The sequence below is a fragment of the Paenibacillus sp. J5C2022 genome (assembly GCF_025567625.1).
Lineage (GTDB): Bacteria > Bacillota > Bacilli > Paenibacillales > Paenibacillaceae > Pristimantibacillus.
Genome location: NZ_JAOQJC010000004.1, coordinates 114,397 through 130,261, shown reverse-complemented (window position 1 = coordinate 130,261; position 15,865 = coordinate 114,397). Strand labels below are relative to the sequence as shown.

Below are 15,865 nucleotides of genomic sequence, written 5' to 3'. Positions count from 1 at the left end.
TTCAAATTCCGCTCGTGAGTGTGAAGGTGAGCGTACATGTATACGTGCCGGCCAACAATCCAATGGTGTCACCCGGCGTATAGGCTGAGGCAGGCGAAGCCTGCAATACCTGCACAGTCATCGGCACTGTCAGCGCCAAAGACAAGGTCGTCTCATACTTCCCGGTGCCGTATCCGGCATCGGCCTGGATAATCGGAACGGAGGTGGACCCCAATATTTGTCCCGGCAGATACTTGGGGCCGTGAACGGCGTCAATCTCCATTCCTTGTAGCACGGTAATCGACGATGCGCCGTTTAACTTCAGGGTAGAAGCCGGGAAGCTTGCGATCATACTGCTGCTTCCCGTTGTCGGATCAAGTCCAGACCAGTAGAAGGGGGAAGCAGATACGCCCAACATCCATCCTGCGTTATAGCCGCGCAAGTCGGAAACCGTGATGGGTAACGTTGCCAAGCTGTGAAGCGTGGATGGCAGAACTACTGGCGAAAACGTAGCCGTTCCTTTGGCGGCTGCCATTGTACCCGTCAACAAGCCGGGCAGAGCACGTGAACCTCCACCATAGCCAAGCACAGCCCCCGTTCCATTGCCCCAGCTATACAGCAAATCGTTCGTTATTCCCGCCAATACAAAGTTGGACTTCGTACCGCCTACAAACTGTACTCCTTCAATCTGCGTTTGTACTGGTGAATGCCGATCCGTGCCTGTCCCGTCTCCCAGCTTGCCGCCCCAATTCGAGCCCCAGCCCCATAACTCTCCATTCGACAGCCGGGCATGGGTATAATCCCCGCTGGCATGAATAGAGGCTACATTCGTCAACGCTGAGAATAACGTTGGCTCGTATCGCCTAACGATATCCCCAAAGCCCAACTGCCCATACGTATTTACACCCCAGCACCAGACCCGACCGTTATCGTCCATCGCAAAGGAGGAATCGCTTCCTGCCGACACGCTGACGATATTCGCCAAGGTGCTGTGCCAGTAAGGTGTCGTCACTGGAGGGCCAGCACCACCATTTCCAATGCCACCGTAGCTGTTGCTTCCCCAAGCATACACATGTCCGTTCGTCGTAACAGCCACACTATGCGCGCCACCAGCCGCTACGCTTCGAACTGCAGGCAGTCCCAATACTTGCACCGGGGAGCTTTTGCCCACGCTTGTCCCATCGCCAAGCTGTCCCTGCTGATTGTCACCAACTGCCCATAACGTCCCGTCCTCGCGTACAAAGAACGCAAAATGGACACCAGCCTCCACCTGCGTCACATCGGAAAGCGAAAGCAGTGTTGGCTCATTTCTTTGTTGGGAGTCACCAAGGCCAAGCTGTCCCTCCGCGCCTCGTCCCCAGGACCATACCGAGCCATCAGCTTCCAGTGCGTAGCCTGAGGTAGAGCCGCAAGCGATATCCTTAATCTGATGCAGGGATTGAATCCGGGTAGGGAACGAAACGGCAGCGCCGCTGGAATCGTATCCCAACTGCCTTTGTTGGTTGCTGCCCCATGACCACACCGTCCCATCCGATTTCAACGCCATGGCAAACTCGTTGCCACCGCAAGCCTGAACATAGACCGGCCCGGCTGCCTGTACGGTAGAATTATGGACGGTAAGCCACAGCATGATTCCGATTAATACACGGATATACACATCCGACTACCTCCTCTCTTGAACACGAGCTATGGTGAGCAGGGCAGCGGCATGTATCCCTTGCGTGCTGCTGCCTGTTCGCTGACAAACACTTCTTCACGCGGGTAGCCATAGCCGCAGGAGCTGCGGTAGTACACCTTCATTTCTCCCTTGCGAGCGCCGATAATAGCCTCCTGCTTTAGCACCCGGCTCCCGCCAAGCGCGTAACTGTTGTACTGCCTAGCGCCAATCGGAATGCCTTGTAGAAATGCTAGGACGCCTACGTCGTCGATGCTGTTGCTCCAGTCCTCATCCGGAATCAACGGCAAGGTGAACACGTAAGAAAACCCATCCCGAGAGACCGTTTCGTTGTATTGGTTGATCCGATAGGCTAACTCGTCCTGGATCGCCCCGACAATCGTACTGCGTCTTGTCCACTCAAATTGATCAGCATCCTGCAGAAGCGGAATCGACGTTTGCTGCCGAATGTCCTCTCGCAGCCCCTCTTGCCAGCTTCCGCTCGCCGCATCGTAGGCCAGCACCTCCTGATCCAGCGTAAACGACAGGCTGTTTCCCGCCGCGTCCGCATAGGCATACGGCTTCTTTGTTCCCCAAACCGGCTTCATGATCACATTTCCGTCCGTGCCTGTCCATTCCTGCTCGCTGTAGACGTAGAAGCCGTCATAACCGACAATCACAATTGCCGGAATGTAACGATGCAGTATGCCTTGAGCCACGGGATCACCTGTAACACCGAAGCCCCCATCAAGCGTTCGGTAGAACGCCGCAACAGCGTCTTCCTTATTAAGCGCAATTCGTTTGTCCGAGCCATACTGCGCTTCTCGTTGCTGGCTGGCATTACCGATCAACTGGCTTGCCGCATCGTCCACCGCCGCATCCAGCGCCGCATCGTAACGCAGCTCGGTTAGCAGCGTCCGGCGCAGCGCATCCGTCTCAATACGGTTGATTGTCGCAAACGGGAGGAACAACAGCGCGCCGACAATGGCCCACTCAATCCATCGCATGACGTACCATCCTCCCGTAAGGAATAACGATCTTTTCATTCGGGCTAATCGTGTTGTTCAGCATGTCAAAGATCAGCGTTCCTGCCGTTCGGTTCGTATTGCGCACCGTAACCGAGAAGCTGTCGCCCTCCCGCATGCGGTAGCGGCGGCTGGAATCGTCCTTGGCCAGCGTATTATCGGGGAACAGCACCGGCAAAATTTGCGCGTTGTAGTAGGCATCAAAATGAATTTCATAAGTGCCATGGAATGTTTCCGGCCGAGTCGGGTCATCGTAAACCGGCACATAGGTCTTGCTGCCATGCTCCATCTCAACGACAAAGCTGTTGCCGGTTGCCTCCAGCGCAGCCATAAAGTCGTTGTACATCACAGGTGTAATGCCGCCTTTGTTGCGCACCGCATCTACAAACGAGGTCGTCGCCCGCAGCGCAATCAGCTCGGAAATATCGTCCTGCTGGTCAAAGGCTGCCGAGAGGGGGTACAGGTAGAGCAGTAGAAGCGCAATCAGCACCGCGAACAGCTTAATCAGCGTATTCATGGCACACGCCTCAACATCATCCGCAGCAACCGCCCATCCGCATCACGTTCATAATCGGGCAAATATTTCGCCAGCAAAGGAATGCCCGTTGCGCGAAGCTGCTCCCGTTCTAACGGTGCTGCGTACCGTACACCGTCCACAATCATTTCCGCATCGCCTTCCTCCAGCCGTGCCAGCATATGAAGCACCTCCGTGCCACGCATTGTGCCGTCGCCAGCTAATAATGGACTTACAATTTGATGCAGGCTGCGGTCCTGTGCTTGGCCAGAGACGTAAGCCCACGAGTTCAGCGAAGCCCCGTTTTGAAACAGCAGCAGCCCCGTTCCCGCAGCCAGCAAAAACGCCAAAAAAGCAACACTCATCTCCATCATCGTTCTCGGGGCGTAATCCATCCTAGGTTCCTCCCTTCAGACGAAAGCGCTCGGATTCCCCCCGAGCGCTCCCGATCCATTCTTCGGTCTTACTGCTGCCGGAACACAATGCCACGAATCACATTGCTGCTGTCCAGCACCAGATTCGCGCGGAACTTGCCGCTTGGATTCACGTAGTTGATGTCTGCCTCGTCTACGGTTTGCGCGATCAAGCCCGGAGCTACACCGACGACCGTACCATAGGTTACGTTGTCCATCGGCACGCTTGTATTGATCGTTTTTCCATACCATTGCCCAGCCGGATTTTTGCCGGTGTAAATCTGAATGCCAAATTGATCGGCATCACGGAATTTTCGCAGTGCGTTGACAACCTGGCTGCCCGACAACGTCGTATTGTCATACACCGTAAATGCCGTTTGTGACAGCTCGGTTTGAATATTGCTGAAATTGCTTTGCGCTGCCTTGGTGGAGTCCTGGGCTGAAACAAACAAGACCACAGCCAGGGTAATGAGGGCGATGGCGAGGAAAATCCCCGCTGCCATCACAAGTGCTTTTTGTGCATTGGACATTGAATTCGCTCCTTATAATTGGGATAAACAAAAAACCTTCCCCATGAAGAAAAGGAAGGCAAATCGCGCTGCTTACTGAATACGTTGAAGCTGCTCATAGTAAGCAGTCATTTGTTGTAGGCTGACGATGATAAGTGGGATAACCAAATACCCGAAGATTAGCGTCATCAAAGGGGTAAAGCCAATCCAGTGCCCCCAACCTGCCTTTTGCTCAATCAACTGCTCGTACTCCTGCTTGCGTTGCTCCCGCGCAAAGGCCTGTTCCGCTTCGAGATCATCGAACGCCTGACGGATCGTCAAATGCTGCGAAGCCAGCTCCAACTTCTCCACCGTTCGCACGAACGGCAAAAACGGCGCATCCTCCTTGAGCTGCGCCAGCGCCTGCTCCTCCCCCTGTTCAAAGTGGAGCAAGCATACCTGCAGGGGCTCCTTGAACACTCGGGCAAACTGCTCCATCCAGATCAGCAGTTGTTCTACCGACATGCGCTCCATCCCTGCCAGCATGGCGATTACCGCTTGCAGTTGATCGACCTCGTGCTTCATCTCCATCCGCCTCGTTCGCCGCTCAAACAACCGGATGCCGACGGGCAGCGCATACCCACCCCATCCTGCGGCAAGAGCCAGAAACACCTCCCACCACAGCAGCCACGGCTGCTCCAGTTGCTCCAGCTTCCCCATCACCCGCCGCGCGGTCAGTCGCAGTGCTTCCTCCTGTTCCCCGCCAACCGATTGCTGACGGAGCAGGTGCATGACGATGTGTTCGTTGCGCGGCCTCACCTCCTTTACTTGCTCCAGAATCAGGCGATCCAGTGCCGCAGTTTCCTTCGCCTTGGCTTCTTCCTCAGCTGACAACTGCCCGAACAGCATCCCCGGCTTGACCGGCGCATATAGCAGTTGATGCCGTTCCGCTGCATGCATGGATACGAAAAGCCCCAGAACGGCAGCAAATGCCAATGTTCCAGCGACCAGGCGCTGCACATAAAACCATTCCAGCCGCAGCGGTGAAGCCGTATCCTTGAGCAGCCGAGTCACGCGCTCCTCTTCCCGCGAATCGGGAGCCGGCCCCAGCCGCTGCAAGATCCAGCGTACAAAAGACCAGCCGTACACACGCTTTTCCCAACGATTACCGCTTGTATGCCGCGCGCCACGATCCAGCTCCGCCAGCGCGCGGAGCAGCACATAGGACAGCCAAACGACCACGAGCAGGATTAACTTTGCCAGCCAGCCGAGCGCCCCGGCGTAGAAGGCGTCCATCGACGGAAAAAAGTGGCTTGCCCACGCTTCTATCGGACGGGTAAAGAGCAGCGGCACCAGTGCGATCACCGTCAGCCCTTGCAGCAAATAGCTCAGCTTCTCGCGTCGCAGTAGCTCTAGATTTAGCTCAACGGACAGCTTTTCCAGCCCTTTCAGGTACACCGAGCCGGTTTCGGTTTGCCGATCGCCATGCTCTTTAATGAGGTAAGACAATCCGGCCAGTCCTTGCAAATAACGGTTGGGAGCCAGCTCCACATATTGTGCTAGCTTGTCCTCCGCATCGCTGTCCGTCAGCATCTCGTATAACTCCTGCCCATGCAGCCTCATTTCATAGGGGGCACCGTCCGCCGCCTCATAGATGGCTTCCTCCACCATGCCATGCCGATGGTAGTGATGGCGGATATCTCCGAAGAACGTGCGAAGCTGCCGGAGCAGGCGCAGTTCCAGCCGCTGAACGCCCATGTCTGCCAACACGCCATGTCCTACCCATAGACCGAGCAGCAGCATGCCCCAGGTGAACAGATCGCTTACCATGACAGCAAGCGGAATGACGATTAAGAGCAGAAGACTCCAGACCCTCAAAGCTGATTTCATCGTCTCCAGCCGAAGCTTCCACTCGTCGCCAAGCCGAACGATCAGGAGACGTTTGCGCAGACGATGCAAATAGGTGCGCAGGATCGGTACCTGCTCGCACACGCTGTACAACTGTTGCAGAAAACTGTACATCGCTTGCTTGCGCGATGCTTGTCCCGGCTTACGCAGCGATTCGTAACGCCGAATGGCAGCAATGTCTGAATCGCGTCGGGATAGCCATAGGAACGCCGCAACTGCCATCAGAAACAGAACGGTCGCAACGCCAAGCAGGGGGGAGAGCCATTCCCGCATCATGGCGCATCCCCCCAATGGCTGGCCAGAAAGGCATCAAAGACCGCTTGATCCGGGCCACTCAAGTAGGTTGTCATGTCCCGGCGACTTTGCTCGGACAGTGGATGAACGGTGACATACCGTCCGTCCCGAAACTCGATCAGATTCCTCGCGGCGTACAGTGGGCGATCCGTCGAACGTCTAAAAAACTCCAGCACCGTGTCCATAAAAGCAGCCACCCGCACATCCTTGGTCATCTTGCCGCTAAACTCAGCCGGGTAATCTGCCTCCTGTGGTTCCGGCACACATTCCGTAATCCGTTCGATATAACGCTTACCATCCAAGTCACGGCGCAGGTGAATATCAAAATTGATCACGCTGACAACCTGCTGCTCCGCAATGCGCTCACTGCTGAACACGCCGGTTTTAAGCAGCGAATTACGCAGCGACAGCACCAAATCGCGGAACGTTTTGGCGTGATGGGTGAACAGTGTAAAAAGGGAAGCGACTTGCGCCATCTGCACCATCCAGGCTGCAACCGGGTCGGTCGCTACCTCACCCAAAATGTTCACCGAGCCGTCCGTCTTCTTCTGAATATCCAGCCCTTGCTGGCCAGTAATCGTTTCCGTCTCACGCAGGCTGACAATGTTGCGGTTCGGGTAAATCTTGCGCAGTTGCAGCTCAAAGCTCATTTCCTGTACCCGAATCGGCAGCACCGCTGGAATATGGCGCACCATCGCCATTAGCAGGGTTGTCTTGCCACTGCCTTGAGCGCCGGTGATCGCCGTAATCCGTGCGCCTGCCACCAGATAGCGGATGAGTCCAATCGGCAATTCCGCGTTTTCGTCCTGAATCAGTTGCTCTAGCGTGGCGCTCTGCACATCAAATTTGCGCACAAAAAAAGCCCACGATTCTGAAAACCGGGGGCGCAATACGACGACGCGGGAGCCATCGCCCATTTCATTGACCTTATAGCCATTTGCTTCGGATAGTTGGCCGGGAAAATTGTGCTTGTAGATGATTTGGCAGACGCGGCGCAGTTCCTGCTCCGAGCCAAACGACAGGAAGCTCAAATGAATGGACTTGCCCTTGTAAAACAGCCAGACACTATCGTGCGAACGAGGAAGCGCCTGCCACTGTACCTCCTCCTCCAGCGCCCATTCGCCCTCCCACATCAGTGGCGGCAGCCCGGATACGCCCCCGGACACACCGTCGATCCGCATATCGCGCAGCTCGTCGATGACGCTAAAGCCCTTGTAATGCTGATAAATTCGCTGCACGACAATGCGAAGCTTGTCTTCGGTCTGCAAGGAGGGCGATTCCTTAGCGTAGATGTCCCGGATCTCTGCCGTCGAAATCCGGTATGCCTCAAGTTGCCCGTCCTCATCGAAGCGTTGCCGATCCAACTCATACGCCTGAAGTATTTGCTCCAATGCCCGCAGCCCGAATTGCTGCTTGTAGCGATCCAGCAGGATGTCGAACTGATCCTGGGCGGTGAGCGCATCCGGATTGTGAAACGGCAGCAGCAGATTCAGATGCGCATCGTCCAATTCGTATTGCTGCATCAGCAAATCGGCGATCACTTGCTTCACGTATTCCTTGTCCCGCAAGTCGCCTGAGGTGCAGCCGCGAAGCGCCTTCTTTAGCTCTGCCCGCTTGTTCTTGCGGCGGCGATACTCCTCCTCAGACAAGCCAAAATCGCTGAGATGGCTTGTTGTCATTTCGTGCAACGTGTCTTTGACGAACGCCTTCATCGCCTCCAGCGTATATGCCGTTTCTTCCGTTGTTCCCTCCGGCAGACGGCGGCTCATGCGCAAATAAAGAAAGAAAACGGCCAGGAGCAGCAAGGAAATGACAATCAAGGTGTTCAATAGCGTCATCATGGCTTATCCTCCTTGCCGCCGAACAAAGGCTGATTCATGCCTACGCCTTCGATCAGCGCATGCGCCAGCGCCCTTACCTGACGGACAAAGCGATGGTTCTCATGCTGGCGCATAGTCTTGCGATTGCGAAACCAGTACGGAATCGCCTCCCCATGCTGCACTGCATCCAACCAGCCCGTATTGTGCATGACCGGAAAGGCCGGTTGCTGCCAACGAAATCGACGTTGGAGGTTAGTAATGGTCAGGGACGAGGCCGGATCGAACTGTCCAAACACAAACATTGCTTTCCGAGCGCTGAGTAGCTCACTTTCCGGCGATTGAAAAAAGCGCTCCAGCAGCAAGCGATTCTGCGGCAGGCAAACGACGAGGATATCCGCCCAATTCCGCAGCTCCTCCCGCCAGCCCGGAGCGGTTCCGCTACCGCCGTCCAGCAGCACTAAATCGTAGGCGCGCCTAGCGGTGTCTAAAAGCGGCTCCAGCCAGCGCTCTGCCATGCCGGCAAACCCTGCGCTTGCCTTCGCCGAGCCGTGAAGCACATCCAGCCGTTCCCGGAGCAGCGGCTGCGCATAATCTCGCAGCATACTCGCCTCCAGCTTGCGGTTTTGCAGCAGCCGCAATAGCGCATCCATGCCGATATCCGGCAAGGGGGATGGATTTTTTTCCGGCGTGTAAAAGGCGCGCTGCACCGCCTCATCCTCCTCTCGCAAAAGGCCGAGGAGTAGCATTCGCGACGAATATTCCAGCCCCATACATGTCGCTGCCGCAAGCAGGCTGGTCGTCGTTCCGGCCTGGCCGGGGAAGGGACTCCAAAACACAACCATCATTCCCATCGTTCCACTCCTTTCTAACAGGCTCGCCATCGCTTTTGGGCAGTCGCCCAAGCGCGCCGCGCGGTCTTCGCATCGCAATCTCCAAGCTGTTGCAGCATCGTAAGCATCATTTGCCGGAATGCTCCACTGACGCGGCGAAGGTCAATACGATGCTGATGCTGATTGTGCACATCCGCTATGGCATCGCGCTCATCCAGTGGAAAATGAAAGGAAGGCTCCAGCCACTCCACATGGCGCAGCCGTGTTTCCGCCCGCCATGCAGGCAAGCTGCCCGCTAACGCCGGAGACAGCCAATCATAAAAAGAGAGCGGCGCTTCTGCTTCGTGCAAGCACAAGCGCAGCAGCAGCTCTTCATTTTTTTGCAGCGACAGCCGCTTGCCGTCCCAACACCATACCCGCTTGTCAAAGTCGGGCAAATTGCGTCCCGTTACCATTTGGGTATGATCGGTGTCGAGTAGCAGCACATCGTACGCGCCCAATGTTCCCGCCTGTTCCAGTGCGTGATCCAGTTGTGCGGCTGTAATGTAACCGAAGGCTACATCCATGTCCTCAAACTCCTGCACGGCGCTGCCGGTGAAGACGGGCGGTAAATAGCCCTGAACAGATTGTCCCATCGTCGAATCGACCAATAGCACCTTTTTACCCATTGCCGAGAACAAGCGCCCCAGCGCCAGTAGCACATGGCTCTTGTCTGCTGAACCGAGAAATATCATTTTTTTCATGGCCGTCTCCCTTACTGATTGAGTATGTCCTCCCACCGTTCTTCTCCCGACGGTGCTTCTGTTTCGGTCACCGCTTCCGTTTTGTTGGACGTCGAAGGAGGAACGGTTAATTCTGCCGGGACAGAAGGAATTGGAGGTTCCTGAGCAGGCAACGTAGAAGCCGTGGGTTGCCCCTCTCCTGAAGGTCGGTTATTGAATACCTCCGTCTCCGAAATCCCACCGCCCGACTGCGGCTGCGCTTCAAACATGGAAGTGCCCTGCCGGGTAGTTGCACGTTCATTTTGCAATTGCTGCTGTATCGTAACATTACCGCTGGAGGCCCGCAGCTTGTCCGATTCGCTGACCGCCTTTAAATTGGCATCCAACGTTTGGCGCAGGCTTCGAGCCAATTCCGTTTTGGCCGTTTCAAGCAGATTCGGGTCGATTTCCATTAAATCCAGCACCTTCGGATTGGCCGGATAGTTTACAACGGCTGCCTCCTGCAAGCCAGGCTCGATATAGGGGAGCGCATAAAGCCGTGCCCCTTGCAGATAGGCGTCGATGATCGCACTGGATGTTTGCAGCAAATCCATCTCGTTCAATTCCAGCCAAATCACATTGCCCGACAACTGCCGCACCTGCTTTTTGGACAGCAGAACAAAATCCTCTCCCGTAGGGAAACTGACCCGTACATCGATAAACTGCTCGGTCTTGAGATGGGAAGGAAGCTGAATCACCTGAAACTCCTTGAGCCGTACATCCTTTGGAACTGGCTGTCCTTCGTACAACAAAGAGGCGTGTAGTGGCGTACCCGCCTCCAGTTCCACCTTGGTATGCTTACCGATAATCGCTTCCCGATCCGTGAGGATACCCGCCGGAACAAGAGTAACAGGCATCAGAATCGCCTTTAGATCATTTGCTGTCAATTCATTGCCTGCCCCAACATTTTGGCTTACTACCCATACCTCGCGGCTGTTCAGTTCCTTCTCTTGCTTTAATTGCGCGAGCTGCCGCTCATAGTTTTCTTGCATCTGTTGTTGTATTTGCTGTTGCTCGTTATGCTGCATGAGCAAAAAGACGGCTGCCGCCACAAGCAACACCAGGCTCAACGCAATGGCACCAATAACGAGTGCCTTGCGATTGCGATAGTTCCAAGACATCGCAACGACTCCTTTCTTCATTTCAAATGATTCTCGTTTCGTTTAGCGGGCGTCCCGCGACTTAGGCTTTTGTTGCTTCTCCGTCCGATGAAGCGCCAACTTCTCCTGTGCCCATGCTGGTGTATGCTCCGGTTTTAAGAAGCCCAGCAGGTCTTCCCGATTATAGCGGCATTCGTCACCTGAATAGAGCCTCATCGCGAAAACGGCCCTTCCGCGTGAATTTCCCGATGCGCCGAAGCCCCCCGTCACCCAAACCAATTGATGATCTGCTGTGCGAAATTCCGGTCGCAACCTTTCCGGTCGGATCACGACAAGCCTGCCGCCGAGCTCATCCTCACTTTTGATGGGCAGACAATGGGCAGATTGTATCGGGGGCATTGATTCTGGAATGGCAGAACGCTCGGCCTGAAGCTTCTCAATTTCCCACTGCAATAGCTTGCCAAACTCTTGCATCGCCTCCAGATAGTCCGCGAATCCTTCTGCGCCATAGTACTGATCAATGCCAAACAAATTATTCTGATCACAATAACAGACCAGATAGGGCTTTTCGCTATTCGTCGTGTCGATGCCCAAAATAACCTCGACCCTGCCAATGGGCAACGCCTGATAGACCTCATAGTCGCCAGCCATTCGTTTCTCCTGCTCCATCGTCAATCCTCCCGACACCTTTTGCGATCAGTCTGCTTCGGCTTAGTTACCGTTCCTTTTGCCTGCTTCCTAATCGGCCGTTCTTCCTCCTCGGACAGACAACTCTGCGTGAAACCCGGCTTTTCCTTCATTAGTTGCTCAAACTGCCGCCTTTTTCCTTCGGTAAAATCCATACGGAAGACTCCTTTCTGCAAAAATGGGCATAAAAAATCTCTCTATCTGAGAGAGAAAAAAGGGTGTATTAACGCTCGTGTTCCCGTTCCCGCTGCTTCCTGCGATACCAGTTTTCCAATAATTGCACGAGCAGGTCTTCCTTTTGCTGCTCGGTAAATTCCTGCGGAAAGAACTTTTCAATACGCTCCTTGCGGATCGTCAGCTTTTCCTTCTGGTTCGGCTTTTCCTCGGTCAAAATAGCAAAGATAACATCAATATTCAGCTTGCCATCCTGATTGAGCTTTTTCATTCGCTGCGCCTGCGCCAACGAGGGCGTACAATCCTCGGCTTGCATCGTTTCCAGCAGGGCTTGCTGCTCTTTCTCGGCCAAGTAAGAGATTTCAACCGCGGGGCCAAATGCCATTTCCTTGTCATCGACCATTTCAAGAATGGGAGGAATGAGTTCGGTCAGGCGGATATAGCGAAAAATTTGATTCTTGCTTTCGCCCACTTGTTCAGCTAAAATCTCGCTCGATTTCTTTAACTGTGACTTGTTCCCAACTTGGGAACGAGTTAAATCCGTCCTCTGTCCCTGCCTGTTCATGGCATCCAGCTTCATTTTATAGGCAAACGCCTTTTCACTCGGAGACACATGCTCCCGCTGCAAATTACTGTCTACCATAATAATGGTCGCCTGGTCGTCGTCCAACTCTCGAACAAGGCACGGAATGGATTCCATTCCTGCCATTTCACTTGCTTTCTTACGTCGATGCCCGGCCACCATTTCAAAGCCGCCATCCGTTTTGGGACGTACCAGCACAGGAACCAGCACCCCGTATTGCTTTACGCTTTCCGCCATCTCCAGCATTGCATCGTCCGCCTTTACCTTGAAAGGATGATCTAGGAAATCACTAATCTCCGCTAGAGGAATTTCCTTGATCTGTTCCTTCTGTGTCGCACTCCGGGTTTCTTCCGTCGTAAACAAATCATCGACTGTGGTCAGCTTTATACTGGCGCGCCGCTCTTCTTTCGCTGCCAATATCCTGCACCTCCCTCGTTAATGAAGCGTATGCCTTGGCGACTTGTCCATTCGGATCGTGCGCATAAATGCTTTTGCCGCGAGCGCTGGTCTCTGCCGCGCGGATAGAAAGGGGGATTTCCGTTTGAAACACGCGCAACTTGTCCCCATAATCGCGGCGAAGGATGAAAGAAATATCCTTAGCAAAATTGGTGCGGCTGTCCACCATCGTAAGCAGCACACCCTCCACTACCAGCTTTTTGTTAATTTGGCGACGAACGCGGGCAACCGTCTGCAACAACTGTGTCATCCCTTTTGCGGGCAAATAATGCGCCTGAACAGGAATGATGACGCTATCTGCCGCTGCCAAAGCATTGATTGTCATCATCCCCATGCTGGGCATACAGTCGATCAGGATATAATCATAGTTCTCTTTTACCGAATCAACGTACCCGCGCAGTATCGTTTCCCGGCTCATCGTATTGACGAGCGCCACTTCAACGGCAGACAGTTCGATGTTGCCCGGCATCAGGTCAATTCCTTCGTGATGCTGCAAGATACCCTCCTGTGGGTCGAAGGCTTCCTCCGCCATACATTTTTGCAGCATTGTCGCCAGTGATACCGGGAGGTTGTCCGGTTCTTGGAAGCCAAGCGAATCCGTTAAATTTCCTTGCGCGTCAGCATCCAGCAGCAGCACCCGGTTGCCATCCGCCGCCAACCCTATGCCGAGGTTGACCGCTGTCGTTGTTTTGCCCACGCCTCCCTTCTGATTGGCGAGAGCAATTACCTTGGCCATGTAGTTCAGTCTCCTTCCAATAGAGAAAAGGCCGGTTGCTTCGAGGAACCCGAGCACCGGCCTTTCAAGGATATCTATATAAAAAGAGAGCACCCGAAATGGATGAACTCTTGGATATTCGACTACAAAGGGTACTTTCATCTACCGGCAATAGTATATTATTTTTTCCATCAAGCTGCTTGCTTTCTGTGCTGCACCAGAAACTAAAGACAACGAATGTCTGTACCCATCCATCTATAGGCTCTTATAAAAGAGTAATCCGGTCGAATCCTAACAGTAATCACTTATGAGTGAGTGACAGGTATATAGGGAAATTTATCCGGCGGACAGCGGTGGACTGTCTCCATAAGCGCAAGCTTGCGCTTCCTCCAGGATCGCTGCAGGCCGCCCCCATTACGATAAGCTGTGGCTGAACGGAAGTATCATAATCCCTCCCTGCAGGTCATCGCCAAAAATGGAACCACCATTTCGTTATGCATCACTGAATCGCTCTCATCTTGTCCTGCATTTTGAACAGATGCGCAGGAACAATACGGTCATGGCGCGCTTGCATACTGGCTTTCCTTCGAGGCTGCATGGGGAATGTACCGGACAAACTAATATTTAATTTTCAAGGAGCTGTGGCGAGGGGTTTTTGTCCCTCTATAAGCCGTTTCATTTTTTGAGGAATTTCGGGTACTATGGAAAAAAAATTTTAGATTAGTGAAATGAGGGATGGAGAAGTCACGAGAAGAAATAGTAGCGATAGCTAGAAATAATAGGTAGTTTTGCTGAACAAAAAGACGGAGATACCACCGCTAAAGGCATCACTAAGTAGCCCATACTGACAGCATGGGCTGCTTAATTAAAAAGTGGATTATTAGATTTAAAACAGGTCAAACTCTAGATTCGTATAAGAGAAAATATCCGCTATGCTTAACAACGGAATAGCTTGAGTCATTTCATACCTTTGTAATCGTAGCTACCCACCACTTGTCGGTTTCATAACCCTTGTTACCAATAGATTGCAAATGTGGTATAATAGAACTACTAAATAGGCATATTGACCCCTGTTTTTTTAGTTTTCATGTCAATGCACACTATATTATGACAGATGCGGAGGAATTCTTTCATGTTGTCTAATCAAGACAATGTCAGAGCAGGATATTGGTCAGTTGCCACACAAAAACACTTGAAGCAGTTTGCGGCAGATAGTGTAGGCCTTGGTAAGTTAGGGAACCTCAATCTCGCGGGGAAGGCCGGTAGATTTCTAGGAGTAATTAGAGGTAACTCTGTAATAAATAATATGAATAAACTCGAACAGATGGCCAATAATGTTGGTATTACCAGCATGGCTGAATTGGTTCGAATCATACTGCCTGAACTCGAAGCCGCCTCGGATAAACAGGTAGAGCTTATAAAAGATTCTACTGGACAAATTACAGGTATCGCAGAGTATGTATCAACAAACTCCGAGGTGCTGGCAATATCCGGACAGTTTTTAAATAATCAGAATCCGTCGAACGTTGAGCGCATAGCTATAGAAACAATGGACGAGACAAAAAAGATTCCTTATCTTCAGAGTGAACTATATCAAATGCTCGCACTTAAGGGCTATAGAGAAGAAGAAGTAGCACTTGCGGTTGCTTTGCAGAATCAGTACCGACTTCTGCAAACGTTTAGTAAATCGAAAAGCCAAGAACCGATCATTAGCAATGAATATGTATGGGGGCCGAATCATAAGAAAATCGCAATGGCAGTATCGGATCTTCAAACCCAAGATAAACAGAGCTTGAAGGAAATAATAGAGATAATACAAAAAACGCAAGGTTACCCCCTTGAAATGCTGTCACCCTTAGCTGGCGATATGATACTGTTGGCGAAGAAGACAGGCATGATTAACCCTACAACAATTGTTTCAAGTAGAGGCCTGCAAAAAGATTTTGGATTCAGTCCAAATGTACTTCTTGATGCTGACACTTACAATGATGATATACTAGATGATGTTAAGTTATTGCTTGCATCTATTCGTTTCGGTGAAAACTACACTCCTTATTCTACAATCAGTGATCCCGAGAGGTTCCTATCCAAGCTAATGTCTTATGGAGATGTGGGGCCGCATAGTGCTAATGCTACAGACTATACGTTGTTAGAAAAAAAGGGAATAGTTCGAGTAGTGACGAAAACTAAATATAATGACTATACTGGGTATTCTAGAACAGGCCCCTGCTTAGAATTGGTTCGCAAGGATGTTGCAGAACAGGCGCTAAAAATTATTAGAAATCCTGACTATGCCATCAATATGGACAATGATGCAACTGACATTAGTTCTGTGATGGACACAGGATATTATTTCTCACCCGAAGAAAATAGAATTAGGCTGGGCGATTCTCCCGAACACATTAAAGAGGTTGAGGACCACTGCTGTCGCGTTTTAAGGGGCGAGAATTATTAGGAAGGAGAG

General features: G+C 52.6%; 14 protein-coding genes. 1 reads left to right on the top strand and 13 read right to left on the bottom strand.

What is annotated here, in order from left to right; genetic code table 11:
- Position 1: 1 nt before the first annotated feature.
- The 13 genes from M6D81_RS04750 to M6D81_RS04690 all read right to left on the bottom strand — a co-directional run bounded on the left by M6D81_RS04750 (position 2) and on the right by M6D81_RS04690 (position 13,422).
- Positions 2-1,636 (bottom strand): RCC1 domain-containing protein, encoded by a 1,635-nt coding sequence (locus tag M6D81_RS04750; protein WP_262675679.1) that lies wholly within the window; start codon positions 1,634-1,636, stop codon positions 2-4.
- A gap of 29 nt (positions 1,637-1,665) precedes the next feature.
- Positions 1,666-2,640, bottom strand: a complete 975-nt coding sequence (locus M6D81_RS04745; protein ID WP_262675678.1) for a hypothetical protein — start codon at positions 2,638-2,640, stop codon at positions 1,666-1,668.
- A complete protein-coding gene (locus M6D81_RS04740) occupies positions 2,627-3,175 on the bottom strand; it encodes a hypothetical protein (RefSeq protein WP_262675677.1) in 549 nt (182 codons plus the stop codon). The genes M6D81_RS04745 and M6D81_RS04740 overlap by 14 nt, the downstream gene beginning before the upstream one ends.
- Positions 3,172-3,567: a hypothetical protein gene (locus tag M6D81_RS04735; protein WP_262675676.1), complete on the bottom strand. Its 396-nt coding sequence runs from the start codon at positions 3,565-3,567 to the stop codon at positions 3,172-3,174. The genes M6D81_RS04740 and M6D81_RS04735 overlap by 4 nt, the downstream gene beginning before the upstream one ends.
- A gap of 68 nt (positions 3,568-3,635) precedes the next feature.
- The gene (locus M6D81_RS04730) at positions 3,636-4,115 is read right to left on the bottom strand and encodes an ABC transporter permease (RefSeq protein ID WP_216478712.1); all 480 of its coding nucleotides are present in this window, start codon (positions 4,113-4,115) and stop codon (positions 3,636-3,638) included.
- A gap of 72 nt (positions 4,116-4,187) precedes the next feature.
- Entirely contained in the window at positions 4,188-6,257 is a 2,070-nt protein-coding gene (locus tag M6D81_RS04725) for a hypothetical protein (protein WP_262675675.1), read from the bottom strand.
- Complete coding sequence (locus M6D81_RS04720) at positions 6,254-8,116, bottom strand: ATPase, T2SS/T4P/T4SS family (RefSeq protein ID WP_262675674.1); 1,863 nt, start codon at positions 8,114-8,116, stop codon at positions 6,254-6,256. Before M6D81_RS04720 ends, M6D81_RS04725 begins: the two co-directional genes overlap by 4 nt.
- A complete protein-coding gene (locus M6D81_RS04715; protein WP_262675673.1) occupies positions 8,113-8,940 on the bottom strand; it encodes a hypothetical protein in 828 nt (275 codons plus the stop codon). Before M6D81_RS04715 ends, M6D81_RS04720 begins: the two co-directional genes overlap by 4 nt.
- A 20-nt stretch (positions 8,941-8,960) precedes the next feature.
- Positions 8,961-9,668, bottom strand: coding sequence for a hypothetical protein (locus M6D81_RS04710; RefSeq protein ID WP_262675672.1), 708 nt, complete (start codon positions 9,666-9,668; stop codon positions 8,961-8,963).
- 11 nt (positions 9,669-9,679) lie between these two features.
- Positions 9,680-10,807, bottom strand: a complete 1,128-nt coding sequence (locus M6D81_RS04705; RefSeq protein ID WP_262675671.1) for an SAF domain-containing protein — start codon at positions 10,805-10,807, stop codon at positions 9,680-9,682.
- 42 nt (positions 10,808-10,849) lie between these two features.
- Entirely contained in the window at positions 10,850-11,455 is a 606-nt protein-coding gene (locus M6D81_RS04700) for a hypothetical protein (protein ID WP_262675670.1), read from the bottom strand.
- A 241-nt stretch (positions 11,456-11,696) separates the two neighbouring features.
- On the bottom strand, positions 11,697-12,647 hold the full coding sequence (locus tag M6D81_RS04695) for a ParB/RepB/Spo0J family partition protein (protein ID WP_262675669.1): 951 nt from the start codon (positions 12,645-12,647) through the stop codon (positions 11,697-11,699).
- Complete coding sequence (locus M6D81_RS04690; protein WP_262675668.1) at positions 12,595-13,422, bottom strand: ParA family protein; 828 nt, start codon at positions 13,420-13,422, stop codon at positions 12,595-12,597. The genes M6D81_RS04695 and M6D81_RS04690 overlap by 53 nt, the downstream gene beginning before the upstream one ends.
- Positions 13,423-14,533: 1,111 nt before the next feature.
- Between M6D81_RS04690 and M6D81_RS04685 the strand changes: the two genes are divergently transcribed.
- A complete protein-coding gene (locus M6D81_RS04685) occupies positions 14,534-15,856 on the top strand; it encodes a hypothetical protein (RefSeq protein WP_262675667.1) in 1,323 nt (440 codons plus the stop codon).
- Positions 15,857-15,865 lie beyond the last annotated feature (9 nt).